This is a genomic window from Porphyromonas sp. COT-290 OH860 (genome assembly GCF_000768935.1).
GTDB lineage: Bacteria > Bacteroidota > Bacteroidia > Bacteroidales > Porphyromonadaceae > Porphyromonas.
The window spans coordinates 1-26,600 of record NZ_JRAR01000060.1; the positions used below are offsets into that span (position 1 = coordinate 1).

Here is a 26,600-nt window from a genome sequence, read left to right on the forward strand (position 1 = left end):
GTGAATTTAATCTTCCTCTTTCGGAAGCTACCTGCTTCGACAGCGTGTTTATGAGCCTTTAAGGGGCGGTAGTCCTGAAGCTCTCCTAAACGACGTATCTCCCGAGAAATCGTACTTTTGTGCACACTAAGAATTTGCGCAATTTCAGTGACAGATTTGCCGAGTCCAATGCAATTAGCAATGGTCTTTCTATTGTCCAAAGTGAGTCGTTTGTACTTTGTTCTTTCCATTTCAACATCAAAGCTATGAACGATTTTTGACAGGTGGCGGGCTAGCCCGCCACCTGTCGTTCTTATAACCATAGTGTTGCGTTAGAAAATGGAAAGTACANCAACATCAAAGCTATGAACGATTTTTGACAGGTGGCGGGCTAGCCCGCCACCTGTCGTTCTTATAACCATAGTGTTGCGTTAGAAAATGGAAAGTACAGAATGAACTAGCCCCCAGAGCTTACGCATTAAATAAGGCCTTGCTATCTTGAGAGCATTCTGCCTCCCAAGAAGATGCAAAATACAATGGGAGAGAAAGTCTCAAAAGTTTATTTTTGAGTCGCTTAGTCATCTATTTGTACAGAATTGTATTATTTTTGTCGTATAAAGCAGACTATCCTAGCATCGGCTTGGGAAAAGATTTGCTATGAAGTTTCAATTTATAACGACTAAACAGATGAGGCTATACACACTGCTAGCCCTGCTTTTGCTTCTGACTTATCACGGTTTTGCTCAAACAGGTATCATACAGGGACGTGTTTTCAACGACAAGAACAACGAACCTCTCGAGTTCGCTACGGTACAAGTACAGGGTACAACGCTCGGTACGACGACTTCTCTAGAGGGGACCTTCACAATCAAGGGCATCAAACCGGGCTTCTGCAAGGTGGTAGTCAGTATGATCGGCTTCGAAACCACAATCTCGGAGGAGCTACAAGTCATGGGCAACCAAACAACCTTTGTAGACATCATGGTTAGCGAAGCCTCCACGATGCTGCGTGAGGTGTTCGTTCGTCCCAATCTACTACTTAGACCTACGGAGAGCCCTCTCTCCGTCCTCACACTCGGTGTCCAGCAGATCGAGAAGAGTGCTGGAGCCAACCGAGATGTCTCCAAGCTAGTGCAGACGCTACCCGGCGTAGGGGCGACGGCTCCCAATCGCAATGACCTCATCGTGCGTGGTGGGGGACCTGCGGAGAATGTTTTTTACCTCGATGGCATCGAGATCCCAGTGATCAATCACTTCGCTACTCAAGGCGCCTCGGGGGGCGTGGTCGGCATCATCAATCCCGACTTCGTGCGCGAGATCAGCTTCTACACGGGAGCTTTCCCAGCCAGTAGACCCAATACTCTGAGCTCGGTGATGGAGATCAAACAAAAAGACGGTAGCAAAGACAAGATACACACCAAGGTAGCCATAGGAGCATCGGACGCAGGAGTGACCCTAGACGGCCCTATCGGCAAAGACGCCTCCTTCATCGTGTCTGCTAGACAGTCCTATCTACAATGGCTGTTTAAGCTAATTGGACTACCATTCTTGCCGACTTACAATGACTTCCAAGCCAAATACAAATGGCGCATCAATGCTCACAACGAGATTACGGTCATTGGTCTAGGGGCTATCGACAAGATGCGCCTGAACCGAAATCTGGAGCAAACGGGGACAGAGGCACAGAAGTATCTACTGAGCTATCTGCCCGAGTACAACCAATGGAACTATACTTTTGGGCTTGTCTACAAGCACTACGGCAAACGCTTCGTAGATAGCTGGATCCTAAGTCGCAATATGATGCGTAACGGCGGAGTGAAGCACAAGGGTAACGACAAGTCTGCACCCAAAATATCGGACTATCAATCGGACGAAGCCGAGATCAAACTACGCTACGAGCGCAACTACACGACACTACCGTTTAAGCTCAATCTAGGGGCAGGCATCAAGTACAGCAGCTACATCAATGACGTCTATCGCCTAAAGTTTGCCTCGGGACGAGTTATACCCTTTGAGTATCGCAGCCATATAGATCTATTCTCCTACCAAGCCTTCGCACAAGCGTCGGATCAGTACCTAGACGATCGCCTCAAGGTGTCGCTAGGGGTAAATATGGTCGGGAATACATTTACGGCCAGTATGAGCAACCCACTCAAGCAGATATCTCCTAGGCTCTCGCTATCGTATGCCTTCTCCGAAGATCTAGATATCAATGCCAATGTAGGTCGCTACGCCATGCCTCCCTCCTACACAACTATGGGATACAAAAACGCCGAGGGCATCTACGTCAATCGCAGTGATATGCTCAAGTACATTACCTCCAATCAGGCGATTGTGGGTATGGAGTACCACCCGGGCGACTTCCTTCGCTTCTCGGTAGAGGGCTTCTATAAGCAATATAGCCAATACCCAATCTCTTTGGCCGACGGCATTAGTCTAGCGAGCAAGGGTGTGGACTATGGGCAGGTAGGCGATGAGGCAGTTATTTCCACGGGTGAGGGCAGAGCCTATGGTATGGAGGCAGTGGCCAAGCTCATGAGCTGGCGCAACATTGACTTAACAGCCTCGTACACCCTCTTCTGGAGTGAGTTTACAGACAAGAAAGGCACCTATCGCCCCTCCTCTTGGGATACGAGGCATATCCTCAACCTCACCACAAGCTACAAGCTACCCAAAGGGTGGTATCTCTCGGCACGCTGGCGATATATCGGCGGAGCCCCCTACTCTCCCATTGATATGGAGCGATCCACCGACAAGGCCGCTTGGTCTATCACCAACCAAGCCTACACAGACTATGAGCGATTCAATACGTTGCGCCTAGATGATGCTCATCAGCTAGACGTGCGTCTGGACAAAGAGTTCTACTTCAAGCGCTGGATGCTCAACCTCTATGTTGATGTGCAGAATGCCTATCTAAGCAATACACCTTCGGAGCCTATATATACCAATCGGGATACTCAAGGACGTGTGATGGACGACCCCAATTCGCCCCAAACCAAACAGCTACTGCGCCCCTTGGTCTACTATAGCGGTACGCTTCTACCCACGGTAGGCATTATGGTCAAGTTCTAAGACTCCTTGGGGGCCACGAGCATAGAGCCGATTGGGGTATAAACTTCATCGAAATTGTAAAATTTATCACATCTATCTCTCTGCTCTGCATCTCGATTGACAGGGCTATGTAGAGAAATCTATGGGAAGACTTTTTTGGATTGTAGGACTAATCTCTGGCGATTAGTCCTACAATCCAAAAAGATTGATGGGAAGAAAATACCAAAACCTAGCCTAGCATATATCAGCCCAGCCCTCAAAAAGACTATACCTCTAAAAACAAGCTACTTACAAAAACCTCATTTAAGCGGTTATCTACACCTCGATGGCAGCAGAGTGTCCCAATAGGGGTCGTGCCCGTGTAGAGCCTGCTAGGGGGCAAATACACGATTTGCCTTTTTTCGTCCAATAAATCTATCGAGTCATTCGGGCTACTCAAACGTAAGTGATAAATGTAAAAATCTGAATACATCTATTTGCCTGCACGGCTCATCTTGGTGATTTGTCTAACTTTGTACCTAGAGCAAAATAAGACTACACTGCAAGTATGAAAGAAATGACCTACGCCGAGGCATCGCAGCGCCTCGAGGTGATTGTGCGTCGCATCGAGCACGAAAGCCCCGATGTAGACGAGCTAACTAAACTCGTGGCCGAGGCCGTGAAGCTAACAAAGTTCTGCCGAGAGAAACTCACCAAAGCAGACAAACAGCTAGCCGACCTGATGGCTCAGCTAGAAGATAATAACGAATAGGCCATGCAAGCGAGGTACGCTATCGTCGTAGCTGGCGGGCAAGGGCTACGCATGGGCACCGATATCCCCAAGCAGTTCCTCCTCCTAGGCGGGAGGCCTGTGCTGATGCACACGCTAGAGCAGTTCGCTGGGTGCGAGCAGATCACGCTAGCACTCCCCGAGGGACAGATCGACTACTGGCACGAGCTATGTCGCCAGCACGACTTTGGCCTCGAACATCGTATCTGCTTGGGCGGGGCTACGAGGTTCCACTCCGTACAGAATGCCCTACAAACGCTACAAGGCAAGTCGGGTTGCGTGGCCGTACACGACGGTGTGCGCCCTTTCGTTCATAAGTCCGTGATCGATGCTTGCTTTGCCGAGGCCGAGCGCAGTGGCGCTGCTCTACCATATATTGCCGTCACCGACAGCCTCAGACAGCTTACAACGACTAGCTCCAAGGCTGTACCTCGAAGCGAATTTGTCGCCGTCCAGACCCCACAGGTCTTCGACCTAGGACGGCTCATTACGGCCTATCGTCAGGATTTCTCCCCCACCTTCACAGACGATGCCTCGGTCTACGAGGCGGCTAGGCTAGGCGAGATCGCGCTAGTAGAGGGGAATGTGGAGAACATCAAAATAACTAGTCCGCAAGACCTTGCTACCGCCGAGTATATCCTAGGCAAACAGCTGTAACCCTCAGCCTACCCTATGGTGCAGATATTCGCGACACCCCTAACCTACCTGCCCGGCGTAGGGCCCAAACGTGCCGAGATACTGGCACGTGATCTAGAGCTGTACACCTATCTCGATCTGCTGCACTACTTCCCCTACAAATACATCGACCGCAGTCGCTTCTATAAGGTACGAGAGATCCGCCCAGATATGCCCTACATTCAGCTCAGAGGCTATATACGAGAGTGGAGAGATGTAGGCGAGGGACGCAAGAAAAGGCTCGTGGGTGTCTTCTACGACGATACTGGCTGGGTCGAGCTAACGTGGTTCAGAGGACAGAGTACTATTGAGAAGATGTACACCCTAGGGCGAGAGTACATCATCTTCGGCAAACCTAGCTACTACAATGGGGTCTTCAGTATTCCTCACCCAGAGATCGACGACGTCAGCAAGGCCGATAGCATCTCGGGCGGACTAGTACCTATGTACAACACCAGCGAGAAAATGAAAAGCTCTGGGCTAAGCAATAGGCAGATGCGCCAGATGCTCTACACCCTACTCAAGGTGCTCGCCCCTCATCTAGAAGAAACGCTCCCCGATGCACTTGCCCGGAGAACTGGACTTATGGCTTATCCAGATGCCATCATACAGATTCACTTCCCAGACTCTTCGGCTCAGCTAGAGCAAGCTAGACGCAGGCTCAAGTTCGAGGAGCTATTTTTCATACAGCTCAAGCTCCAGAGCATGAAGCTAGAGCGCAAAATGTGCTACCAAGGCTTCGTCTTCGAGCACGTAGGGACCTACTTCAATGCTCTCTATCGGGATCATCTGCCTTTTGACCTCACCGGAGCGCAGAAGCGTGTCCTTAGAGAAATCAGACAAGACACCCTTGCAGGCAAACAGATGAACCGCCTTGTGCAGGGTGATGTAGGGAGCGGAAAAACTCTAGTAGCCTTGCTCTCGATGCTACTAGCCGTAGACAACGGCTATCAGGCCTGTTTGATGGCACCCACCGAGATACTCGCTCGCCAGCACGCAGTATCTCTGAGCGAACTGCTCCGACCTCTAGGTCTAGAGGTCGGGCTACTCATCGGCAGCACAACCAAGAGGCAGCGCACAGAGCTCCTGCCTAGGCTCTCTAGCGGAGAGCTCAAACTGGTGGTCGGTACCCACGCTCTGCTGGAGGAGGGTGTTCAGTTCGATAGGCTAGGCATGGCTGTCATCGACGAGCAGCATCGCTTCGGTGTCGCACAGCGCTCACGCCTATGGACTAAGAACGAGGGCGTCCTACCCCATATCCTCATCATGAGCGCAACACCTATCCCACGCACTCTAGCCATGACCCTCTACGGAGATCTAGATATATCCGTGATCGACGAGCTACCACCGGGGCGCAAGCCTATCCAAACCCAGCATCACTACGACAATCAGATGTACCCAGTATTCAGCTTCTTGAGGGAGCAAATCAACCTAGGGAGGCAGGCGTATGTAGTGTATCCAATGATTGAGGAAAACGAGCAAGCAGACCTCAAGGCCCTAGAGACTGGTCTGGAGCGATACAAGGAGATTTTCCCCGAGTTTACACTGGAGATGGTGCATGGTAAGATGAAGGCAAAAGAAAAAGACGAGCGTATGCAACGCTTCGTCTCGGGCGAGGCTCAGATCTTGCTAGCCACTACTGTGATCGAGGTGGGGGTGAATGTGCCCAATGCCTCAGTAATGATCATCGAGGGAGCCGACCGCTTCGGTCTATCACAGCTGCATCAGCTGCGTGGACGTGTAGGGCGTGGGGCAGAGCAGAGCTACTGTCTGCTGATCACTGGCTTCCAGATAGGAGCCGATGCACGCAGACGCATTGAGATCATGGTAGAGAGCAACGACGGCTTCGTCATCGCAGAAGAAGATATGCGCCTCAGGGGCTTCGGCGAGCTAGAGGGGACACGCCAGAGTGGCAAGCAACTTAGCCTACGCATCGCAAACCCTGCAAGAGATGGAGCACTCGTGCAGTATGCACGCAACCTAGCCGAGCATATTCTGAGCCAAGACCCCACACTCGAGAAAGCAGAGCATCAGCAGCTAGCAGCACGCCTAAAAGAAATCTATAATCGCCCTGACAACTGGGGCGTCATCTCATAGCTTCGATAGTACTACCAGCGTATGGGGTCGTAGCCGTGGCTAACCAAATATGCATTGGCTTGGCTAAAATGTTTGCAGCCAAAGAAGCGTGTCTGCGACAGAGGCGACGGATGTGCCGACTCTAAGACGAGGTGTTTGCTCCGATCTATCCCAGCCCCCTTGCGACGAGCATAGGCTCCCCAAAGAAGAAAGACTAGATGCTCCCGCTCACGAGAGAGGCGTTCTATCACAGCATCGGTAAAGCTCTCCCAGCCTAAGCCTTGGTGCGAGCCAGCCTGCCCCGCACGTACCGTCAAGATACTATTGAGCAGAAGCACACCTTGCTGCACCCACGGCATCAAATGTCCGTCATCAATAACAGATGGCAAGCCTGTATCCTCTAGGATCTCTCTCTTAATGTTGCGCAAACTAGGCGGGGTCTGGACACCCCTAGGAACAGAGAACGATAAGCCCTCGGCCTGCCCCGGACCATGGTAGGGGTCTTGCCCCAGAATAACAAGCCTTACTCGATCCACTGGACAGAGATCCAAAGCCCGAAAGATGAATTTGCCTTCTGGATAGATGGGCGGATTACCCAAGAGGTATTCACGGCGTACGGCTGCACTTAGGTGTGCGAAATAAGATTTCTCAAACTCGTCGGCTAGAAGTGCGTGCCAGCTTGGCTCTATTTTGACTTGCATACGTTATTTATTGGCTAAATTTGTTACCAAAGATATAGAAAATGACTAAGACGATACGACGCTATACGAGCCTACTTACCCTCGCCCTACTCCATATATGTAGTGGCATCGCCCAAACGACCAATCCGCTCGACGTTATCCTAGAGGCAGAGGCAGCCTCGGGGGGGAGAATAGGGCTAGAGGTAATCCGCTGCCGAGATTGGCAGTCGGTCTATTGCCACAGAGAAGACGAGCGCATGACGCCCGCCTCACTAGTCAAGATACTCTCCACTGGAGCAGCCCTACAGCAGCGAGGGGGGGCATACAGATTTGCCACTCCTATATACACCAAGGGGCGCATAGAGCAGGGGACGCTCCATGGGGACCTTATCGTACATGGTATGGGAGATCCCTCCATCGGCTCACAGTACCTCCCCCAAGATAGCCTGCGCCTAGGGCTAGAGCTAGCAGATGCCCTAGGGAGAGCAGGCGTGCAGCGCATCACCGGTCGGCTCATCATCGATGCTTGGCAAGCAGAGCTGGGGGTACACCCTAGCTGGATGCTCGAGGATATTGGTGCTGCATACGGCGCTGGGCTCTATGGGCTCAACTATGCAGACAATGCTCTAGATCTATATGTAGGAGTAGTGCGTGGCAAGCGCAAGGCGACAAGTGTGAAGATACTAGACTGGGATAGGGATAGCAGCATACAGTGGCGCAACGAGCTACGCACGGGCAAGAGAAATACAGCGATGGTACTGCTCACGCCAACCCAAGCACAAGCAAGGATAACGGGCTTGATACCACGAAGCACAGACAGACTTAACCTAAGGCCTGCCAACCCCGACCCTGCGACCTACGCAGGGCAAAAGCTGATGCGCCTGCTCAAAGAGCATGGCATCAGTATCAACAAGCCTCTACAAGTGAGCTACAAGCCTAGACCAGCTAGAGGTACGCTACTACACACTTACTACTCCCAGCCGCTCGACACACTGGCACGCATTACCAATCACCGTAGCCACAACTTATTTGCCGAGGCTATCGCCTCCTTACTCAAGCCCGATGGCGCCGACATGAGCCGCGGCGAGGCTCTTACCAAGTACTGGCGTGACAAGCTCTCCCTTGCGAGCAACAGCATTAGCCTAGCGGACGGCTCCGGGCTCAGCCGACTCAACCAGATCACCCCCGCCGCCCTATCGCTCACACTAGTGGATTTGATGGGAGGCTTACGACCTCACGACGGGGCTCTGGTAGAAAGCCTGCCACAGCTGGGCCTAGACGGCACAGTACGCAGCCTTATGGGTGCAGAAGAGGTGACGGCCTACTTAAAAAGTGGGTCTATGCGTGGTGTGCAGTGCTACGCTGGCTACGTAGAGCACGAGGGTGAATGGTATATATTGGTCTATATGGCCAATGGCTTCGCTACAAATAGAGAAGCCAGAGAAACGCTTAGACAGTTTCTTCGTCTTGCGTTTCCTCAACCTAGGTCGTAAAGAAAGAGAAATTGACAGAGCCGTACTCTCTGTGCTGTAGGAAGTGCAGATGCTGGTCGAACCGATAGTTCTGCGGGTGTTCAACCACAATCAAAGCGTTGGGCTTGAGTCGTCCTGAAGCTAGGATCAGGTCTGGTAATTCGGCAATCTCTGTGAGCTTATAGGGAGGATCAGCAAAGACAAAGTCAAACTCAGGGAGCGACTGCTCGTATCTTAGATAGCGAAACGCATCAGTCTGCAAGACACGTAGTGTATCCTCCTCCTTGAGGTCACGAGCTAGGCTACGAATGAAGCCAGCATGCTCACGTCTCTGCTCCACTGCCACCACTCGTTTACAGCCACGAGAGATCAACTCAACCGAAATACTGCCCGTACCTGCAAACAAATCTAGGGCGATGGCATCTTCAAAATCAATGAGATGTGCCAGCACATTGAATAAATTTTCCTTGGCAAAGTCTGTCGTCGGGCGAGCATTAAAGCTCTTGGGGACATCGAAGCGTCTTCGCTTGTATTTACCTCCTATGATGCGCATATCCTTGAGTTATGGCTGATGGGCATTGTCCGCAACAATGCTCCGAGTGTGTATGGTTATCTGAGAGAGATAGAGGTGCAGCTCCTCCCGTAGTTGCTCAAGCAGAGCAAGTGATCTAGCACAAGACTCCTCGCACTCATCTAGGCTGTAACAGAGCGATAGGCCATCACTCTCCCCTTGTAGCGCAAGCGAACGCCATAGAGCCAAGATGTAGTAGTTCATCTCACCGAGCATAGCTTGCGGATCACTTGGACGAACAAATCTGTACTGATTGGCAAAGTGCACCTCCCCCTGCTTGATGAGGAAGCAGTCTATCCCCTCTTGGTGCAAGCTGACGCACAGCTCCGCTTGAATGGACTGCCGTGACTGACGCTTACGTGAGGCGAGCCAAGGCATGTATTCGGGGATCATTCTTAGGCGCAAGTGGGTGCGTTGCAGAAACTGATACATCGGCTGCGACCATGCCAGCCCTTGTAGCTTGCCCTCGTCCTCGAGGGGATAGGCAAGAGCTTGCCACTGTATCTCCTCATCTGCTGAGAGAGGCGATACAGCTTGTAGCCATAGGGCCAACTCCTCAGCCTCGTAATGCTCATGCGGGATCAAGATAATCTGCTGAGGCTGATAGTAGACTTCAACGCTGTGATAGGGGAAACAGAGAATTTCGTTCTGGAAAAATAAATCCTGCATCGCCTCCCACCACGACCCATAGCCTGTCCCCATAGGCAAGAAACCACAAGCTACTGGCTCACGCTCCTGCTTTATTGACCATAGAGCAAAAGCAAGTCCACCCGACATCAGTCGGATGGACATACTCATTTCTTCGGACTGGCTAGAGCTAACTAGCACTGTCGTATGTGGTTGTACTGAGAGCATTATTCCCAGTTACCAGTCATCTTCACCTCTGTTAGTGAACCGATACGCAGACCGGGATAACCCTTAGCCTTCTCCTTAGCCATACGTTCCTTGTCCTTCAGACGGCTCTTATCTTGGTCAGAGAGGTAGTCCTCAAATGGCACTCTGGCCTCGAATACTGGGACCAAAATAGTATCTAGACCAATAATCTGGCTAATGAAAGCGGTGTCTACCTGAATACGAGCAGAACCAACTGGCAGGTCGTACAGCCTAGTAACATCGGTACCATCTTTGACAAGAGAGTCCTTAGCCGAAACCCAAATAGTATCACGACGAATAAGACCCTTGGCGGCGGCATCCGACTCTGTAAGCCCCTGCTCACGCATAGCATCAGTATAGTCGCCTTCGGCCATTACATAGAAGAGCTTGCCTGAGTCAAGGAAGGCAACGAGCTCGTCTGCTGTTGCAAATCGATGGTGTACATCCTCGAAAGCGTCCTGATAGTTAGCAATCTTCTTAAGTCTTTTCTGTAGCACTTCCTCGCGCTGCTGTTGGATTTTGTCGAATTGTACGGGTGTATAGACGCTCATAAACGTCAAGTAACCTAAGGCTATAACAGCCGCAAGCACCAGTACCTTGATAATTTTGTCCATCGTACTATATGTATTTGTTTGTAGTTGCCACTTCTTTAACTCGTGCCAAAATTAGAAACTATTCTGCTAAAAGACTAATTTCACAAACACAAAGATACAATATTGTCAATGATGTACAATCTTATAGAGCAACAAATACTCCAAAAGTTGGGCCTCTCCCCGACCTCGGGACAGGAAGAAGCGATCGCCAGTTGTGCGGCCTTCCTTGCGGATCCTGCGCCATACAGCATTTTCCTACTCAAAGGCTACGCCGGCACGGGTAAAACATTCCTACTTAACGCCATCGCATCTGCGGCCGAAGAAGCAGGGATGCATGTGGAGCTAATGGCCACCACCGGGCGTGCCGCTAAGGTGCTGGAGCAAGCCTCAGGGCGCATCACGACGACAATACACCGACGTATATACCGGTCCACAGCTGCCTCGATAGAGGAGGGCGGCGGATACAAACTTGCCAGCCACAAGGGCGCAAGCACACTATTTATCGTAGACGAAGCATCTATGATCTCGGGAGCTGCAAACGAACCAACACCGTTTGGCTCGGGCAATCTACTTGACGACCTACTTGCCTACATTGCCGAAGCAGATGGGTGCAAGTTGATTTTAGTCGGCGACACAGCTCAGCTCCCTCCCGTAGGTAGCGAGCTGAGCGATGCGCTCAATGCGACACAGCTCGAGAGGCAGTATGGCGTCAAGATCTATGAGGCAGAGCTAACGGAGGTGGTTCGGCAAGCGGAGAGCTCGGGCATACTCGGGCTTGCCACTTATCTAAGGCAACTTCTCGCCTCTCACACCTCTACTCCTAGTGGCGAGAGCATTCAGCTCAAACTCGACATCAGTGCCTATCACGATGTAGAAGTCATCACGGGGATAGAGCTAGTCGATACACTAGATGGAGCATATCGCAGATACGGGCGCGAGGAATGCCTTGTGATCGCCCCCTCCAACAAGCGAGCTCTAACCTTCAACCTTGGCATCAGAGCCCAAGTACTCGACTACGACGAAGAGATCGTGCGAGGAGAAGGGCTGATCGTCGCACGCAACAATTACCACTATATTAAACGTCGGGACCGCTCGGACTTCATCGCCAATGGAGAACTCATCGAGCTTAGACGCCTCCATCGCCAAACAGAGCTATATGGCCTCCGATTTGCCGATGCCACCATCTATCTCCCAGACAGAGAAGACGAACTGGAAGTCAAGCTCCTACTTACGGGGCTTGCCGACGAGCAGGCGCAGCGCACCCACCAGCAGCGCACCGCACTCTACCAAGCCCTCCTAGAAGACTACAGCCACCACAGCTCCGTAATGGATCTACGCCGAGCGATCCGACAAGATCCCTACTGGGGCGCTCTAGAGATTAAGTACGGCTATGCCGTGACGGCTCACAAAGCCCAAGGCGGTCAGTGGCCTTGTGTTTTCATAGACCTTGGGCTAATGAAGCTACTCCCTACAGACCTTAATATGATCCGTTGGCTCTACACAGCGATTACCCGTGCCACAGAGCAGGTTTATCTGGTCAATCCACCAGAGGAGTTCATCGTTAGCTAAATCATAACTAGCGGTCATAAACCCAGATGAGCAGCCTCGGCCCCTCCCAAGAGCCAAGTATTTCTTCCCAAACAAACGATAATTTTGAAGTATATTTGCGCATCAAATTAGGCTGAAGATGTGCCACTTACTTTATTCAGAATTTTAGACTAACCAACTATGGCTAAAAAGCGTGTCCTTGTAGACCTAGAGCGACTTAAATATCCCAACTCCGGGCTTGGCTTCTTCTGCCACTGCCTCCACAGAGGGATACTGGAAGCAAAGCAAGAGCTAACTATACACTTCTACAAAGAGCTTGAGAGAGGCGACAGTACTGTAGACAAGGTTGCCTTCAGAGGTTGGCATCGCCTATTCAACCCCACACCTGTATTCTACAATGTGCTGCACGTAACGCACCAACTACAAAAGTATTTTCGCAACACGCCTCATCAAGGCAAGCGGGTGCTCACGCTACACGACCTCAACTTCCTATTCGAGCCTCTCACACCAAGACGCTACGCCCGTGTACTACGCCGAGTGCGACGCAACATCGAGCTTGCTGATGTGATTGTCTGTATCTCGGAATTTGTACGTCAGAACCTATTCGACAATCTACACCTCTTCAAACTCAAACAAGGAGTAGAGATTGAAGTCATACACAATGGGCTCATCTTCAGTGACGAGATAGACTCCTTCCCCAGCTCTCTTCACCTAGAGCCCACAGACAAATTTCTACTCAACATAGGTACTCTCCACCCCAAAAAACAGCAGCTGCGGCTCGTTGAGATGCTCCAATTCCTACCCAATAGCTACCATTTGGTTTTGGTCAGCTCCGATGGCGAGGAGGAGTATCGCGACTTAGTCCTCTCGCAGATCAAAACTCTTGGTCTAGAGCAGCGGGTACATATCGTTAGTAATATCAGCAACCTAGAGAAACAAACACTACTGGCACACTGCTCGGCATACGTCCACCCGTCTATCGCCGAGGGATTCGGTATTCCTCCAATTGAGGCTATGAGCTTTGGGCGCCCAACGTTCCTATCTACCCATACGAGCCTCCCAGAGATTGGGGGCGCAGAAGCCTACTACTTCGGAGAGCTTGAGGCCCAAGCAATGGCTACAACTCTCCTAGAGGGGCTGGAGCAATATGCCAATGACCCAGACAAGCCCAAGAGGCTCAAAGCTTGGGCGCATCGATACGACTACAAGACCATGGCTACGGCATATCTAAGTCTATACAAGAAACTAGCAGGCATCAAGGCATAAGGTATGCACTATAAACCTGATCACAACCCTAACCCCTACCGCAACCTCCGCTATATAGGCATACAAACCTTGGGGATCCTCGCTATTCTGATTGCCGTACTAATGGGCAATACAGAGATCAAAGCTCTAGAAGCCCCCAAAGAGCAACTATGGATTGTATATACCCTTTGGTGGATAACGGCTCTGGCAGGATATGCTGCTAGTTTCTTCGCCGAGCTTCTTAGCTACTTACGGGAGTTTAGACCCAAATATATCCCCGAGATTATCTTGGTAGTCGGTGCTATCAGCTGGAGCTATAGTATATGGTGGACGGAGAATGCCGAGATTGTGTACCTCACTGTTTGTACAGGGCTTTTACTCTGGCAAAGGCAGTTTACCCTAAGCAATATCGGTGTCGTACACTGGGCTTGCATCATCTATGTGCTTACCACTGCCATAGGTGCGCTTTGGAGCGAATATCCAGAGCGAGGAGCACACTTCACGGAGAAGCAATTGATGCTTATCTTACTCCCTCTTTCGGCGGGTATTCTCTCACTGAGTAAGGAGCAAGTCCTCAGGATCTCTTGGGTCATACTACGTCTAAGCCTATCGGTGCTAGTATTACAGATTCTCGTCTACCTATACCTCGTCACTGTTTATTCGGGCGGAGTACTTGACGGGCTTACCATCAACAAATTCTATCTAAAAGCTTTCCCTCATACGACGATCTACAACATCTTGATGCCTTGGGCGCACATGGAGCATCCGTCCTATCACTTACTCTTCTTCAGTGCACCTTGGGCAAGCATCATCGCTCTATCGTCAAGCCTACGTAAGAACTTACGTTTGGAACTCGGGCTGTATTATCTATTTCTCATCATTTTCACCTTCATCACTCAGGCCAGATATGGCTTCTGGGTTATTGGGCTACTACCGTTATTGGCACTCTCGAGTTACATCAAAGGCATACGCTCCTCGACCAAGCTGCGCTATATGCTTGGAATAATAGTTGCAACTATATTGATCGGCACCATTTATTATCTCTATCAGCACAATGTTTTCAGCGATGGACCTCGCCTTGAGATGTTCGCCTATGCGATAGAGCACATCAAGCGCTATGGTATATTTGGAGCTGGCTCTGGCACAGACTATACCCTGATTATGGAACGCTTTGGGCATCCTCATAGCCACAATTCTTTCCTTTCTGTCGCCCTAGACACTGGCATCATTGGGGTAGTAGCGATGCTTGCTCTAGTATGCTCTACGATTTATGCTGCTGTAAAGTACCATAATCGAGCAATCCTCTACTGGATGTTACTGCTCCTGCCGATGATACTCATCGACTCTCCTTTCTATGTCTATCAGGTTATCCCTCCGATGGCGCTATACTTCCTGCTACTAGGTGGCAACCACTTGGCGGACTCAGGCAAGGAGGTTGGCAAATCACCCGTGGTATCACCCCCTATTCAATAAAAAATGGCTCAACAAGCTCCTATTGGCGTATTCGACTCTGGCTACGGAGGGCTAACGATCCTCTCTTCCATACGTAAGCTCTTACCCCAGTACGACTATATCTATCTCGGCGACAATGCACGATCACCCTATGGTACTCGCTCATTCGACGTAATCAAAGACTTCACACTTCAGGCAGTGAGGTTCCTCTTTGAGCAGGGCTGCCCGCTAGTTATCCTAGCGTGCAACACAGCCTCGGCCAAGGCTCTGCGTGAGATACAGCAACGCTATCTACCGACCTGCGAAGATCCGACACGTCGCGTGCTAGGCGTCATACGTCCCACAGTGGAAGCACTAGAAGCCACAAGTCAAAGTGGGCACATCGGCATACTCGCCACACCCGGCACAGTATCGGCACATTCCTATCTACTCGAGGTACAGAAGCTCCTACCCCACCTATCTATCTACGAACATGCCTGCCCAATGTGGGTGCCGCTTGTAGAGAATGGGGAGAGCCAATCGAAGGGGGCGGACTACTTCGTCAAGAGAGAGATTGATGCCGTCATGCAACATCATCCCGAGATCGACGCCCTAGTCTTGGCTTGTACTCACTACCCTCTGCTCCGTCCCAAGATAGAGCACTACCTCCCCGAGGGAGTTCAGCTCATCGCACAGGGCGAACTGGTCGCCTCTTCACTACAAGACTACCTACATAGGCACCCCGAGATGGAAGTTCGCCTAAGCACAGGTGGAGGCATCGAGTACTTGACTACGGAGTGTGCCGATAGATTTGGTGACTTAGCCTCTATCTTCATCTCCGAGGAGGTCAAGGCACGCAGAATCAAAATTGACTAAAACTATGAAAACGAGCCTCTACCCCCTACTCTATCTCCTGCTTTTGCTATCAGTTTGGGATCATCTAGAGGGAGCCAATACTCCTATAAGGCAAGACGAGCTATCCCAGCAATATCATATTATGACTAAGAAGGCAGCTCCTCGAATACGAGTAGGTGCCGAACGTATGGAGCTACTCCTGCCAAAGCTCAAAGGCAAGCGTGTTGCCCTCATGGCCAATCAGTCCTCTATCGTAGGAGCGGGGAGGACGCATCTGCTAGATACACTCATCGCCAGTAAGGTGCGAGTAAAAAAGATTTTTGTGCCAGAGCATGGATTTCGTGGGACAGTAGATGCAGGCAAGTATGTACGTAATGGTAGAGATGTCAAAACGGGGGTACCAATCGTCAGCTTGTATGGTCGTCAGAAACGACCAACCCCCAAAATGCTACAAGATGTTGATGTAATCGTATTCGACTTACAAGATGTCGGTGCTCGATTCTATACCTATATCAGCTCGATGCACTACCTCATGGAGGCTGCGGCAGAGGAGCAGAAGCACCTCATCATCTGTGACCGACCTAACCCAAACGACTATATAGATGGACCTATCCTAGAGGCCGACTGTAAGTCCTTCATTGGTATGCACTCTATCCCCACAATGCACGGCATGACGGTGGGCGAATTGGCGCAGATGATCAACGGGGAGAGGTGGCTCAGAGGAGGCAATATCTGCTCACTTGATATCATCTCAATAGACGGCTGGCAACATGGAGAGCCGTACACACTCCCCGTTCGCCCTAGCCCCAACCTACCAGATGCTCGCTCGATAGAGCTATATCCGTCACTATGCTTCTTCGAGGCAACAATACTAAGTGTAGGTAGAGGCACAGAGCACCCCTTCAGGATATTGGGCTATCCACACAAAGGTTACGGAGCCTTTACTTTTACGCCGAGAGTAACGCACGGAGCAGACAGCAACCCTAAGCACAAAGATCAAGTCTGCTACGGCATAGATCTCACCGACGAAGATCACCCCAAGCGACAGCTATCCCTCAAGTGGCTGATTCACTACTATAACCTTGCCAAGCAACATGGGCACAAGCTAATTGATCGTCCACGCACGTTTGAGCTGATTGCGGGCAATAAGCAGCTAGCCCAACAACTAGAGTCGGGGCTAAGCGAAGCCGAAATCCGAGAAAGCTGGCGGCAGGGACTAGAACTCTTCAAGCGAAAACGCAAGCAATATCTTCTCTATCCTGACTATCCTAGTGAGAGTCATTAGCCAGATCCAGCAACTCTGCACAATAGCAAACGGTATTAGACCGAGAGTTAGTTCGAGTAAGGCATAGGGCTATCTCACGGATTTCGAGGCATGAGGCGGTGTGTCCTACGCAAGCAGCTGTGTTACTTGCAACATTTGCTCCGCACAGACTTCGCTGGCTTCAATCTTAGCACCTTGCATTTTGACATTCTAGAACACCTAAAGGAGGGGGCTGCAAGCAAAAGTGATTTTGCCACAGCCCCTTAGTTTTGTATTTAGATACCAAAGCTATACAGTCACATACTATTCTTTGGCACTGGATCCGCTACTTGATTAGATAGCGGTAAATGTCGTTTCCGTTGGCATAAAGCATCAGCAGGATCAGCAGTACCATACCCACAGTTTGGATATACATCATCACCTTATCACTGAGCTTACGCCGTGTGATCATCTCCAGCAAGATGAAGACAATATGCCCTCCGTCTAGAGCAGGAATAGGCAGTAGATTCATCACCGCAAGGATAATTGAGAGGAAAGCTGTTACGCTCCAGAAGGCTAACCAATCGAAGCCAGAGGGGAATAGCTTAGCCATTGTGCCTAGGCCTCCCATGGACTTGGCGCCTTCCTTAGTAAAGACATATCTGAGGCTGCTTACATAGCCTCCAATAGTCGTGGTAGCGCGACGAATACCAGCCGGAACTGCCTCGAAGACGCCATAGCTAATCTGCTCAACGGGGTAGAGCTCCTGCATAGGACGAATGACCACACCGATCTGCCCAACCGTATCTACGGCCACTTGATAGCAAACGGCTCGGCTGTCACTCTCTGTGTCGAAGGCCTTTGTCCCTAGTTTGGCCTGCCCCACTGGGATCGCCATAATCTCTACTGTCGTGCCTTTGGCTGCTTGTAGAGCTGAGATAACAGCCTCGATGTCGGGTGTTGGTTGCCCATTGATCGCAATGATATTATCCCCCTTATGCAGGCCCGTGGCAAGTGTTTCGTCACGTACTACGCTATCTACGACGAAGGGGACACGTGGAGTTGCGAAGCTCTGCTCTGCGGCCAGCATACGCTCAACGAAATCGTTGGGCATAGCGATAGTGATCGTATCCTTGTGGTCACGGAGCACCTTAATCTCCTTGGCATTGATAAGTTTGCCAGTAAACTGAGTACTCAAGGCATTGAGATGCCCTACCCCATCAGCCTCGAGAATGATGTCCCCATCTCTGAAGCCTACTTGCTGAGCAACCTCGGAAAACTTCCAACCAGACTCCACCGACTTACTATCAAGGTGCTTATCTCCCCAAGTGAAAGCAATCCCTATATAGATAATCATCGCCAAGATGACGTTGAAGATAATACCACCAGCCATGATTAGGAGGCGCTGCCAAGCTTTCTTGCTCCTAAACTCATCGGGCTTAGGGGCACTCTTGAGTCCCTCGCTATCCATAGACTCGTCCACCATACCAGCTATTTGGCAGTAGCCACCGAGGGGGAGCCAACCCAAACCGTAGACCGTGCCGCTGCGCTTGGATTTATATTTGAAAAGCGAAAACCACGGGTTGAAAAACAGATAAAACTTCTCGACCCTTGCTCCAAACAGACGAGCCATGGCGAAGTGACCTAGCTCATGTATGAACACAAGGATAGAGAGCGATGCAATTAGTTGTAGGATATTCATATCAATTTGTTTGTTATTTATTCATTTCGAAGCCTAGCACTGATGGGCCTTAACCCACTCCCAGCTGAGGCGACGTACCTCGGCATCGGTCTGCTCAAGGATATCGAGATCTATTTCCCCGACGTGCACCCGCCCATCAAGCATCTGAGCGATCAGACGGCTCATATCGGTGAAGCTGATTTGCTCGCAAAGGAAGGCTGCTACCGCAACCTCATTGGCAGCATTGAGTACACAAGGGGCATTGCCAGCAAGCTCAACGGCTCGATATGCAAGGGCTAGATTGGGGAAACGCTCGGTATCTGGGAGCTCAAATGTGAAGCCTTGGCTAAGGAAATCGTATCGAGGATAGTCATTCGGGATACGGCGAGTAAGGCCTAGCGCATAGCTGATAGGCAGACGCATATCGGGAATACCAAGCTGAGCCTTAACCACACCATCACAAAACTGTACCATCGAATGAATAATGCTCTGCGGGTGAACCAACACATCTATCTCGCCCGGATCGCAATCGAAGAGCCACTTAGCCTCCATCATCTCAAATCCTTTGTTCATCAGCGAAGCCGAGTCGATCGTCACCTTAGCCCCCATAACCCAATTCGGGTGCTTGAGAGCCTGATCTACCCGCACATGCTCTAGATCCTCCCGAGCATAAGTACGGAAGGGGCCGCCAGAAGCCGTAAGGATAAGGCGTTCAAATCTCTCTTCTTCCCCTATAAGACACTGATAGATCGCCGAATGTTCGCTATCCACAGGGATAATACGTGCGCCGTGCTGCCGAGCTAGTGGCATTATCAATTCGCCTGCTACCACGAGCGTTTCTTTGTTAGCCAATCCAATAGTTTTGCCGTGTCGCACTGCGGCCAATGTTGGTCGCAGACCAGAGTAGCCGACCATAGCCGTGATGACAAGATCTACTACCTCATGCGTCACGACCTCCTCGATTGCTTTGGCTCCCGAGAGTACTTGAGTCGAGCTCCCCGAAAGGGCTTCCGCCACGGTACTATACTGGCTCTCGTCCGCTATGACGGCATAGCGAGGAGCAAACTCTATAGCCTGCTGGATCAGCAGATCGGCATTGCGCCCAGCTGTAATGGCATAGACCTCGAAGTCCTCGGGGTTGGCTCTGATGATATCTAGGGTTTGCGTCCCGATAGACCCCGTAGAGCCTAGTATTGCTATATGTCGCTTCATAAACTAGTCTATATCATATTCGGCAGAATCGTCGAGTAGCCCAGCAGGGATAATCAGAGAGATCGTGCGCTGCACTACATCTATACCAGCGAGTAGCTCGTCTGCGATAGGGAGTATAAGCTCCTCTCCCGTTGTGCGCTCGACAGTAATAAGGGTGTTGATGGTTGTTTCGTCTACCTCTGTGATGGTACCGATGAGCAGGTTGCTCTCGGCATCTAAGAGATTGTAGCCAACGAAGTGTGCGTACTCAAGCAGATCAGTGACGTCTTCGGCTTCGCTGAGGTAGGCCTTGTCTAGCCAAACGGGGGTATTCACCCAGCGCTCGGCAGCCTCTTTGCTCTCTAACCCAGAGAACTTAATGATGTCGATATCACCGGCCTTACTGCGCAAACCCTCTACACGAAAGGGAATGAGCAAACCATGCTCCTCCAGCATCAAAAATAGAGCCTCTTCGTCGTCAATCAAGTTGCTAATGTCGATACTCAGCTTAGCCGTAATCTCTCCTGAGAGCCCATGGCTACGGCCAAGGGTGCCGATGCACTCAAAATCTTCTTTCTTCAACATAGTCTACACCGTCTGTATATCTGCCATAAAACTCGCCAAAGTTCGCTAATTATCGCCACTTAACCAACAAACTTCTATTTCTACGAGGCCTCTGGTTGAGGACTTATCCCTGAGGTAGGGGGTATGGTGGTACTAAACCAAGGGATGGAGGAATACGATAACTAGGGCACATCTCTTTGGAGCAAGCTTTGCTTTATGTGGAGCAAAGCTTGCTCTATATAGAGGAAGCCTATCTCTATGTAGAGCAAACCTTCCTCCAAAGATTGGAGGCGGAGCAGGCCTAACTGCTATTTGCCGAAAAGGCAATACCGATCGCTAACTCTCGCCTCATAAACGCCCACACCTGCCCAACGGCTCCAATATCGCTGGTGGGTTAATGAACGAGTAGGTATGCAGCAGGCGCCTCAGCTCCAAAACAGATGAAGACAATACTGACTAATTCATTACCTTTGTAGATAAACATTTTAGGATATCTATGTGGAAGATTATTAGCATTCCTCAAGCTTTCAAGAAGAATATACGTACGCTTCTTGGCTTTTTGCTTGTTGCTGTACTGATTACGTTGCTCACTCCCGGCAACGGCGGGTTTCGCTATCAGTTCAGCAAAGGGAAGCCATGGCAATACGACCTACTGACAGCCCCCTATGACTTCCCTATCTACAAGGCAGAGAGCGAGCTAAGTCTGGAGCAAGACAGCATACGAGAGGCTATGAAGCCCGTATATACCTACGATGAGGAAATCATGGCCTTGATGCTCGCCGAGCTCAAAGACGAGTATCATGCCCGTATGTCCAAAAGCATTCCCCACGCCTACTACATATATGTACATCAAGAACTTCGACGCCTCTACACACGAGGGCTAATACAAGCAGATCAACTCGTGAATCTGAGGGAGCGAGAGAAGCTGGAGATCAACCTAGTAGGCAAGGAGAATATCATGAAGCGTGAGCCCATTACACGCTTCTACAGCCTCAAAGAAGCCTACGAGCAACTATACGACAACAAGCCCAACGCTCTAGATGCCGACCTGCTACAACAGATGGATCTATCTCGATATCTGCGTGACAACGTGCTGTACAACGAGGATCTGACCCAAAAGCTCATTCAAGCCGAGCTCAACGATCTATCTCCCTCGGTAGGGCTAATACAGCAAGGGGAGCGCATCATCGACAAAGGAGAGATCGTGACGCCATACACCTACAACCTATTGCGCTCACTGGCTCAAGAGCAAGACAAGCGTAGTGGCGGTACACTCCAGCAGTGGAGCCTACGCATCGGTAGTTTGCTTTCTATGGGGCTACTCTTCTTCGTGCTCGGTCTGTATCTTATTTTGTTTATCCCGAGCTTTGTGCAGCAGCGCAAGAATATGTTATTCCTGCTCATCTCGCTCTTCATCTTCGTAGGTCTAACGGCAGTCAATATCCACTATGATCTCTTCAACCAGTACATCATACCCTATGTGATGTTTGCGATCATGATGCGTACGTTCTTCGACTCGCATACTTCGCTGATCACCTACATCATTATGGTACTGGCCTCGGCGATATTCATTGCCGAGCCTCTTGGCTTTATCCTAATCCAAGTAGTCGCAGGCTTGGTTGCGCTCATTGCCTTGCAGACGCTCAGCTCTAGAGCTCAGCTCATTCGAGCCGCCTTCCTTGTGTACCTATTCTACACGATTGTTTCGCTAGCCATCACGATCATGAATGAGGGAGGCATACGTCACGATTACTGGGTTATCCAGCTCTACTTCGCCATCAATCTGATTTTCTTGACCTTCACCTACATTTTGGCTTTCATCGTGGAGAAAATATTCGGCTATGTATCCAACGTGAGCCTCGTAGAGCTGAGCGACGTCAATACACCACTACTCAAGGAACTGAGCGAGATTGCCCCCGGCACCTTCCAGCACTCTCTACAAGTATCCATTCTCGCCACAGAAGCAGCGAGCAAGATCGGAGGCGATGTGCAGCTCATACGCACAGGGGCTCTGTACCACGACATCGGGAAGATTAAGAATCCGTCCTACTTCACGGAGAACCAAGGCGTCAATAATCCGCACAACCTGCTATCCTGCGAGGAGAGTGCGCAAATTATCATTCGCCATGTAACGGACGGAATAGCTCTGGCACAGAAACACAATCTACCACCACAGATTATCGACTTCATACGTACGCACCACGGTAGGGGCATGACCCGCTACTTCTACAATACATACTGCAACCAGCACCCAGACCAAGAGGTAGACCCGACGCCATTCTCTTACCCGGGACCCAATCCGTGGACCAAAGAACAAGGTATCTTGATGCTGGCCGATGCTGTCGAAGCCTCGAGCCGAAGCCTCAAAGAGCATACAGAAGATGGGATACGCCTACTGACCAATCGTATCATTGACTCGATCGTATCGGAGGGCCTACTCAACGACACACCCCTGACCTTCAAAGATATTCAAACCATCAAGGAGGTATTCCTCATCAAGCTCAAGACGATGTATCACTCACGTATCACCTATCCAGAGAAGCAATGAACCCAATCTTTCTAATAGGGTATATGGGTGCAGGCAAAAGTACCATCGGGCGTAAGCTAGCCGATGAGCTAGATTGGTCATTTATTGATACAGACATTTTCATCGAAGCTAGATTTAGGGAGCGCATCTGCGATATGTTTGCCTCGGTGGGCGAGGAGGTTTTTCGTCGCCGAGAGCGGGTCGTCATCGAGGAGCTATCGGGTATGGAGAACTGTATCATCGCCACGGGCGGAGGATTGCCTTGCTTTCATGGTAATATGGAACTGATGAATGCCTGCGGCACCACCCTCTATCTCTCAGCCTGCAACGAAGTACTAGCTGGGAGGCTAGAACTATGCAAGCGTACTCGTCCCTCGGTGCGTGACAAGTCGGGCGAGGAACTGCTCCTACATGTACAAGCTGCCATGCAGGAGCGTGATGCGATCTACCGTCAGGCTCAGCTCGAGGAGTCGGTCAACGATCTGCGCAATGAGGAGGACGAGATAGCACTGGCCATCAAACTGGCACAACGACTAAGGGAGCTTCATCTCGCCTGATCCACACGGCCCAAGCAATAGCCACAAACCAATAGAGTAGCAGATGCCACAGCTCGGGGCGATAGTGCTGGTGCAGCCAGTCAATCTGAGCGCCATGCTCTGTGATATAGAGCATCATCTGACCTAGATATTCGGCAGCGACCTCTAGGCCAAGTAGAGGCAAGCCTAGATAGCCAAGGGTATAGAGCAGGAGCGCTATCGGGATAAGCACTACGGCCACCAAGCCCACGGGAAGAGAAGTCCACACAAATGCCCACGACACCTGCCCGAAATAATACAGACACAAGGGTAAAACCAAGACTTGCGCCGCAAGCGTCAGAGCCAGCATAGACCAAACATAACCCAAAATAGGCTGGCGAACCTCCCCAACCAAGCGATAGATCGGACGATAGAATAGATGGATCGACAGCACTGCTACGTAACTAAGGGCAAAGCCAGCGGACTGCAAAAGATGAGGCGCTAGGAGCAACTGGATAAGTGCTGAGGCAGCAAGGATATTGGTTGTCGATACGGGGCGAATAAGCATACGAGCAATTAGGAATAGCGAGAGCATGACCGCAGCCCGAACCGTCGGCACAGCCCAGCCCGAGAGAGCGACGAAGCCCCAAGCTGCTAGCAGTAGTAGCATACTACGCCAGCGAGGATTGAAATGCAAGAAGCTCAAACACCTCAGAAATAGCGAGATGAAAAAGACAACTACCCCAAGATGAAATCCACTCACGGCCAAGATATGTGCCACTCCGCTACCTACAAACTGCTCTCTCAGCTCCTTGCTTGCCTCTCCTCTAGGCAGATGCCCCAGCGCAATGGCCGCACACAAGCGCTGCACTTCTGGGCTCACCGAGCTGCCGGAGAGGCTAGCCACCAGATCCTCTCGTGGCTCATTGGCTCGGATATCCCTCACTTGCTCTCTATCACTCTGGGCTATACGTAGAGAGAAGAGCGACACCAGTACACAAAGCACCCCAAGACGAAAGATAAAGCTAGGCAAGTATACGTTTAACCTATACATCAGCCTCGGCGAAAAGGAGGGGAGGAGAGATAGAGCGAGTACAGAAAAACCACAAACCACTCCCCACCATGGGGACGGTCTGTGGCTTAGATTGACATAGATCGCCGCTAGCAGATAGCACAGAAGAACCTGTAGAGCGGGGTTTCTATACCACGAACGCTCCGCCAAGGCAAGGAACTGACGAGGAGCATTCCCTAGCCTCATGGTCATATCTACAGCTGAGCTTAGCGAGAGAGGGCTCTCAATCCTGCGATTGCGGCCTCGGGGTCTTTATGACCGAAGACATAGCTACCAGCCACGAGTGCATCAGCCCCTGCAGCTACTAGAGCAGCTCCCGTCTCGGCATTGACTCCGCCGTCCACTTCGATGAGTGTTTGAGCTCCCGCCTCGTCTATCATCTGTCGGAGGCGTCTAACCTTGTCGAGCGTACGAGTGATGAATTTCTGACCTCCATATCCGGGATTGACACTCATAAGAAGCACCATATCTAGATCTGGCAAGACATCGCACAGCAGCTCCACTGGGGTATGCGGATTGAGCGTTACGGCAGCTTTCATGCCTGCGTCCTTGATAGCCCCAATGGCACGATGCAGATGTGTAACCGCCTCGTAGTGCACATTCATCGTGTCCACCTTGAGGGCGGCAAGCTCCTTGACGAACTTCATTGGCTCGACAATCATCAGATGCACATCTAGAGGCTTCTCAATAATGGGGCGAATAGCCTCCAAAATCGGGAAACCAAAGGAGAGGTTAGGCACAAAAACACCGTCCATAATGTCGATGTGTAGCCACTGAGCTTGGCTACGATTGATCATCTCCACGTCCTGCTCTAAACGTAGGAAATTGGCAGAGAGAAGTGATGGGGATACGATAGTACTCATAGTGATGTTGCTCTGTGGTGCCTAGATAAGAGAGGCTAGTAAGCGCAGATTGATGAGAGTCTGCTGGTGTTTGGGACTTCGGCGCATTCGCTCTGCATCGAGAGCGATATTGATACGCTGACTAGGTGTAAGAGAGTAAAAATGTTGCATAAGCAAAATACGTTTGATAGGTACTACAAAACCCAAAGATAATGAGAGTATTGCATAGTATAGCACAATCGTGCCGCCACTCTGGGACAGATGCACTAAGCGCAACACACAATCTGCAAAGCCAACGGTGGCTCCCCTACGAGCGAGGAGCCCACATCCCCCCCCCAAGGATCTAGTACAGAGCTAGGGCAAACCCAACCTCATATAGATCGCAAGAGGCCTCAATCACTTATCTTGAGCCTAGACACCTACCAAACGTATCTGCTGCTCGGTTTATTGCTGTATATGTTTGCGAAGATTGATCAGAGCGTAGCGCATACGCCCTAGGGCTGTATTGATGCTCACACCAGTACGGTCTGCAATATCCTTGAAGCTCATCTCCTCCCAATAGCGAAGCCTAACGACCTCTTGTTGCTCAAGAGGGAGTAGAGCAAGCTTGTCGTGTAGCTCATCTAGAGTATCTCTCTGGATAATCTGCTCCTCGCCATTGGGGCTATCGGAGGCAATAGTCAAGAAGACCATATCCGAGTCGGCAGACTCCTCTTGGGGATAAATGGTCTGCTTGGCTTCCGTTTTCTGCCGACGAAAGGTATCCATCACGAGGTTGTGCGTGATGCGCGTGAGCCACTGCTTAAACTTGCCCTCGGGCGTGTACTTGCCTCGTCTGATTGTAGTCATAACCTTGATGAAGGTATCTTGGAAGATATCTTCGATGAGGTCCTCGTCCGCAGTGGAGAATCTTATGTAAGTATGGATATAGGCATCGTATCGCGTGAGCAAAGCATCGAAAGCCTCATTACATCCGTCAGCGTAGAGCAGAGCCAGTTGGTCGTCACTCAACGTTTCAAGTCTATTCATCGTTATTCAATGTTAACTGATTGGACTTCTATTTACCGAATGTAATTATCTTTCTATAGGCGATACGTTTGTTAATTTTAGACAATAATAAACTACGATGCTCCGCAGTTCAATCTGC

The 26,600-nt window shown here is 50.6% G+C and carries 24 protein-coding genes; 12 read left to right on the plus strand and 12 right to left on the minus strand.

Features of this window, described 5'->3' with window-relative positions:
- A partial coding sequence (locus tag HQ41_RS06725; protein ID WP_044189619.1) for a helix-turn-helix domain-containing protein occupies positions 1-302 on the minus strand: 302 nt, incomplete at its 3' end.
- A gap of 364 nt (positions 303-666) precedes the next feature.
- Here HQ41_RS06725 and HQ41_RS06730 point away from each other — a divergent pair.
- From HQ41_RS06730 to recG, 4 genes are all read left to right on the plus strand, one after another.
- Positions 667-3,051, plus strand: coding sequence for a TonB-dependent receptor (locus HQ41_RS06730; RefSeq protein WP_044189623.1), 2,385 nt, complete (start codon positions 667-669; stop codon positions 3,049-3,051).
- A 526-nt stretch (positions 3,052-3,577) separates the two neighbouring features.
- Complete coding sequence (xseB, locus tag HQ41_RS06735) at positions 3,578-3,781, plus strand: exodeoxyribonuclease VII small subunit (RefSeq protein ID WP_044189625.1); 204 nt, start codon at positions 3,578-3,580, stop codon at positions 3,779-3,781.
- A gap of 3 nt (positions 3,782-3,784) precedes the next feature.
- Positions 3,785-4,456, plus strand: coding sequence for a 2-C-methyl-D-erythritol 4-phosphate cytidylyltransferase (locus HQ41_RS06740; protein WP_044189627.1), 672 nt, complete (start codon positions 3,785-3,787; stop codon positions 4,454-4,456).
- Between the two features lie 15 nt (positions 4,457-4,471).
- Positions 4,472-6,571: an ATP-dependent DNA helicase RecG gene (gene recG, locus HQ41_RS06745; RefSeq protein ID WP_044189629.1), complete on the plus strand. Its 2,100-nt coding sequence runs from the start codon at positions 4,472-4,474 to the stop codon at positions 6,569-6,571.
- An 11-nt stretch (positions 6,572-6,582) separates the two neighbouring features.
- On the opposite strand, the gene ung is transcribed toward recG, so the two are convergent.
- Positions 6,583-7,251: a uracil-DNA glycosylase gene (gene ung / locus HQ41_RS06750; RefSeq protein ID WP_044189631.1), complete on the minus strand. Its 669-nt coding sequence runs from the start codon at positions 7,249-7,251 to the stop codon at positions 6,583-6,585.
- 41 nt (positions 7,252-7,292) lie between these two features.
- Between ung and dacB the strand changes: the two genes are divergently transcribed.
- Positions 7,293-8,723 carry a D-alanyl-D-alanine carboxypeptidase/D-alanyl-D-alanine-endopeptidase gene (dacB, locus tag HQ41_RS06755; protein ID WP_044189633.1) on the plus strand — a complete coding sequence of 477 codons (1,431 nt, stop codon included), beginning with the start codon at positions 7,293-7,295 and terminating at the stop codon, positions 8,721-8,723.
- On the opposite strand, the gene rsmD is transcribed toward dacB, so the two are convergent.
- The 3 genes from rsmD to HQ41_RS06770 are packed head-to-tail and all read right to left on the minus strand — an operon-like array spanning position 8,713 to position 10,760.
- A complete protein-coding gene (gene rsmD / locus HQ41_RS06760) occupies positions 8,713-9,255 on the minus strand; it encodes a 16S rRNA (guanine(966)-N(2))-methyltransferase RsmD (RefSeq protein WP_044189635.1) in 543 nt (180 codons plus the stop codon). The two genes, dacB and rsmD, sit on opposite strands and share 11 nt — an antisense overlap.
- Before the next feature lie 9 nt (positions 9,256-9,264).
- Complete coding sequence (locus HQ41_RS06765) at positions 9,265-10,128, minus strand: DUF3822 family protein (RefSeq protein ID WP_081964795.1); 864 nt, start codon at positions 10,126-10,128, stop codon at positions 9,265-9,267.
- Positions 10,128-10,760 (minus strand): hypothetical protein, encoded by a 633-nt coding sequence (locus HQ41_RS06770; RefSeq protein ID WP_044189642.1) that lies wholly within the window; start codon positions 10,758-10,760, stop codon positions 10,128-10,130. The genes HQ41_RS06765 and HQ41_RS06770 overlap by 1 nt, the downstream gene beginning before the upstream one ends.
- Before the next feature lie 108 nt (positions 10,761-10,868).
- On the opposite strand from HQ41_RS06770, the gene HQ41_RS06775 reads away from it, so the two are divergent.
- From HQ41_RS06775 to HQ41_RS06795, 5 genes are all read left to right on the plus strand, one after another.
- Positions 10,869-12,308 carry an ATP-dependent RecD-like DNA helicase gene (locus HQ41_RS06775; RefSeq protein WP_044189645.1) on the plus strand — a complete coding sequence of 480 codons (1,440 nt, stop codon included), beginning with the start codon at positions 10,869-10,871 and terminating at the stop codon, positions 12,306-12,308.
- 159 nt (positions 12,309-12,467) lie between these two features.
- Complete coding sequence (locus HQ41_RS06780; RefSeq protein ID WP_044189648.1) at positions 12,468-13,553, plus strand: glycosyltransferase family 1 protein; 1,086 nt, start codon at positions 12,468-12,470, stop codon at positions 13,551-13,553.
- Between the two features lie 3 nt (positions 13,554-13,556).
- Entirely contained in the window at positions 13,557-15,005 is a 1,449-nt protein-coding gene (locus HQ41_RS06785) for an O-antigen ligase (protein WP_044189651.1), read from the plus strand.
- A gap of 3 nt (positions 15,006-15,008) precedes the next feature.
- The gene (murI, locus tag HQ41_RS06790) at positions 15,009-15,839 is read left to right on the plus strand and encodes a glutamate racemase (protein ID WP_044189653.1); all 831 of its coding nucleotides are present in this window, start codon (positions 15,009-15,011) and stop codon (positions 15,837-15,839) included.
- 121 nt (positions 15,840-15,960) lie between these two features.
- On the plus strand, positions 15,961-17,103 hold the full coding sequence (locus HQ41_RS06795) for an exo-beta-N-acetylmuramidase NamZ domain-containing protein (RefSeq protein ID WP_044189743.1): 1,143 nt from the start codon (positions 15,961-15,963) through the stop codon (positions 17,101-17,103).
- 304 nt (positions 17,104-17,407) lie between these two features.
- On the opposite strand, the gene rseP is transcribed toward HQ41_RS06795, so the two are convergent.
- Genes rseP through HQ41_RS06810 form a run of 3 tightly spaced genes read right to left on the minus strand, consistent with a single transcriptional unit; the run spans position 17,408 to position 20,518 of the window.
- A complete protein-coding gene (gene rseP / locus HQ41_RS06800; protein WP_044189656.1) occupies positions 17,408-18,763 on the minus strand; it encodes an RIP metalloprotease RseP in 1,356 nt (451 codons plus the stop codon).
- Positions 18,764-18,796: 33 nt separating this feature from the next.
- Positions 18,797-19,954: a 1-deoxy-D-xylulose-5-phosphate reductoisomerase gene (locus HQ41_RS06805; RefSeq protein ID WP_044189659.1), complete on the minus strand. Its 1,158-nt coding sequence runs from the start codon at positions 19,952-19,954 to the stop codon at positions 18,797-18,799.
- Positions 19,955-19,957: 3 nt separating this feature from the next.
- Positions 19,958-20,518 (minus strand): ribosome maturation factor RimM, encoded by a 561-nt coding sequence (locus HQ41_RS06810; protein WP_044189662.1) that lies wholly within the window; start codon positions 20,516-20,518, stop codon positions 19,958-19,960.
- 475 nt (positions 20,519-20,993) lie between these two features.
- Between HQ41_RS06810 and HQ41_RS06815 the strand changes: the two genes are divergently transcribed.
- Positions 20,994-23,045: an HD family phosphohydrolase gene (locus tag HQ41_RS06815; RefSeq protein WP_044189665.1), complete on the plus strand. Its 2,052-nt coding sequence runs from the start codon at positions 20,994-20,996 to the stop codon at positions 23,043-23,045.
- The gene (locus HQ41_RS06820; protein WP_044189669.1) at positions 23,042-23,581 is read left to right on the plus strand and encodes a shikimate kinase; all 540 of its coding nucleotides are present in this window, start codon (positions 23,042-23,044) and stop codon (positions 23,579-23,581) included. The genes HQ41_RS06815 and HQ41_RS06820 overlap by 4 nt, the downstream gene beginning before the upstream one ends.
- On the opposite strand, the gene HQ41_RS06825 is transcribed toward HQ41_RS06820, so the two are convergent.
- The 4 genes from HQ41_RS06825 to HQ41_RS06835 all read right to left on the minus strand — a co-directional run bounded on the left by HQ41_RS06825 (position 23,541) and on the right by HQ41_RS06835 (position 26,482).
- The gene (locus HQ41_RS06825) at positions 23,541-24,803 is read right to left on the minus strand and encodes a ComEC/Rec2 family competence protein (RefSeq protein ID WP_081964796.1); all 1,263 of its coding nucleotides are present in this window, start codon (positions 24,801-24,803) and stop codon (positions 23,541-23,543) included. The genes HQ41_RS06820 and HQ41_RS06825 overlap by 41 nt on opposite strands.
- Before the next feature lie 14 nt (positions 24,804-24,817).
- Complete coding sequence (gene rpe / locus HQ41_RS06830) at positions 24,818-25,474, minus strand: ribulose-phosphate 3-epimerase (RefSeq protein WP_044189672.1); 657 nt, start codon at positions 25,472-25,474, stop codon at positions 24,818-24,820.
- A gap of 21 nt (positions 25,475-25,495) precedes the next feature.
- Positions 25,496-25,624, minus strand: a complete 129-nt coding sequence (locus tag HQ41_RS09945) for a hypothetical protein (protein WP_255327541.1) — start codon at positions 25,622-25,624, stop codon at positions 25,496-25,498.
- A 273-nt stretch (positions 25,625-25,897) separates the two neighbouring features.
- A complete protein-coding gene (locus tag HQ41_RS06835; protein ID WP_044189674.1) occupies positions 25,898-26,482 on the minus strand; it encodes an RNA polymerase sigma factor in 585 nt (194 codons plus the stop codon).
- Positions 26,483-26,600 lie beyond the last annotated feature (118 nt).

What these genes read in the sequence shown, in the direction of transcription:
- HQ41_RS06730 (WP_044189623.1), top strand. Translation starts at nt 667, where the DNA reads ATGAGGCTATACACACTGCTAGCCCTGCTTTTGCTTCTGACTTATCAC.
- dacB (WP_044189633.1), top strand. Translation starts at nt 7,293, where the DNA reads ATGACTAAGACGATACGACGCTATACGAGCCTACTTACCCTCGCCCTA.
- HQ41_RS06820 (WP_044189669.1), top strand. Translation starts at nt 23,042, where the DNA reads ATGAACCCAATCTTTCTAATAGGGTATATGGGTGCAGGCAAAAGTACC.
- HQ41_RS06815 (WP_044189665.1), top strand. Translation starts at nt 20,994, where the DNA reads ATGTGGAAGATTATTAGCATTCCTCAAGCTTTCAAGAAGAATATACGT.
- HQ41_RS06780 (WP_044189648.1), top strand. Translation starts at nt 12,468, where the DNA reads ATGGCTAAAAAGCGTGTCCTTGTAGACCTAGAGCGACTTAAATATCCC.
- rpe (WP_044189672.1), bottom strand. Translation starts at nt 25,474, where the DNA reads ATGAGTACTATCGTATCCCCATCACTTCTCTCTGCCAATTTCCTACGT.
- HQ41_RS06825 (WP_081964796.1), bottom strand. Translation starts at nt 24,803, where the DNA reads ATGACCATGAGGCTAGGGAATGCTCCTCGTCAGTTCCTTGCCTTGGCG.
- HQ41_RS06785 (WP_044189651.1), top strand. Translation starts at nt 13,557, where the DNA reads ATGCACTATAAACCTGATCACAACCCTAACCCCTACCGCAACCTCCGC.
- HQ41_RS06770 (WP_044189642.1), bottom strand. Translation starts at nt 10,760, where the DNA reads ATGGACAAAATTATCAAGGTACTGGTGCTTGCGGCTGTTATAGCCTTA.
- rseP (WP_044189656.1), bottom strand. Translation starts at nt 18,763, where the DNA reads ATGAATATCCTACAACTAATTGCATCGCTCTCTATCCTTGTGTTCATA.
- HQ41_RS06805 (WP_044189659.1), bottom strand. Translation starts at nt 19,954, where the DNA reads ATGAAGCGACATATAGCAATACTAGGCTCTACGGGGTCTATCGGGACG.
- HQ41_RS06775 (WP_044189645.1), top strand. Translation starts at nt 10,869, where the DNA reads ATGATGTACAATCTTATAGAGCAACAAATACTCCAAAAGTTGGGCCTC.
- HQ41_RS09945 (WP_255327541.1), bottom strand. Translation starts at nt 25,624, where the DNA reads ATGCAACATTTTTACTCTCTTACACCTAGTCAGCGTATCAATATCGCT.
- xseB (WP_044189625.1), top strand. Translation starts at nt 3,578, where the DNA reads ATGAAAGAAATGACCTACGCCGAGGCATCGCAGCGCCTCGAGGTGATT.
- ung (WP_044189631.1), bottom strand. Translation starts at nt 7,251, where the DNA reads ATGCAAGTCAAAATAGAGCCAAGCTGGCACGCACTTCTAGCCGACGAG.
- HQ41_RS06765 (WP_081964795.1), bottom strand. Translation starts at nt 10,128, where the DNA reads ATGCTCTCAGTACAACCACATACGACAGTGCTAGTTAGCTCTAGCCAG.
- recG (WP_044189629.1), top strand. Translation starts at nt 4,472, where the DNA reads ATGGTGCAGATATTCGCGACACCCCTAACCTACCTGCCCGGCGTAGGG.
- HQ41_RS06740 (WP_044189627.1), top strand. Translation starts at nt 3,785, where the DNA reads ATGCAAGCGAGGTACGCTATCGTCGTAGCTGGCGGGCAAGGGCTACGC.
- HQ41_RS06810 (WP_044189662.1), bottom strand. Translation starts at nt 20,518, where the DNA reads ATGTTGAAGAAAGAAGATTTTGAGTGCATCGGCACCCTTGGCCGTAGC.
- murI (WP_044189653.1), top strand. Translation starts at nt 15,009, where the DNA reads ATGGCTCAACAAGCTCCTATTGGCGTATTCGACTCTGGCTACGGAGGG.
- HQ41_RS06795 (WP_044189743.1), top strand. Translation starts at nt 15,961, where the DNA reads ATGACTAAGAAGGCAGCTCCTCGAATACGAGTAGGTGCCGAACGTATG.
- HQ41_RS06835 (WP_044189674.1), bottom strand. Translation starts at nt 26,482, where the DNA reads ATGAATAGACTTGAAACGTTGAGTGACGACCAACTGGCTCTGCTCTAC.
- rsmD (WP_044189635.1), bottom strand. Translation starts at nt 9,255, where the DNA reads ATGCGCATCATAGGAGGTAAATACAAGCGAAGACGCTTCGATGTCCCC.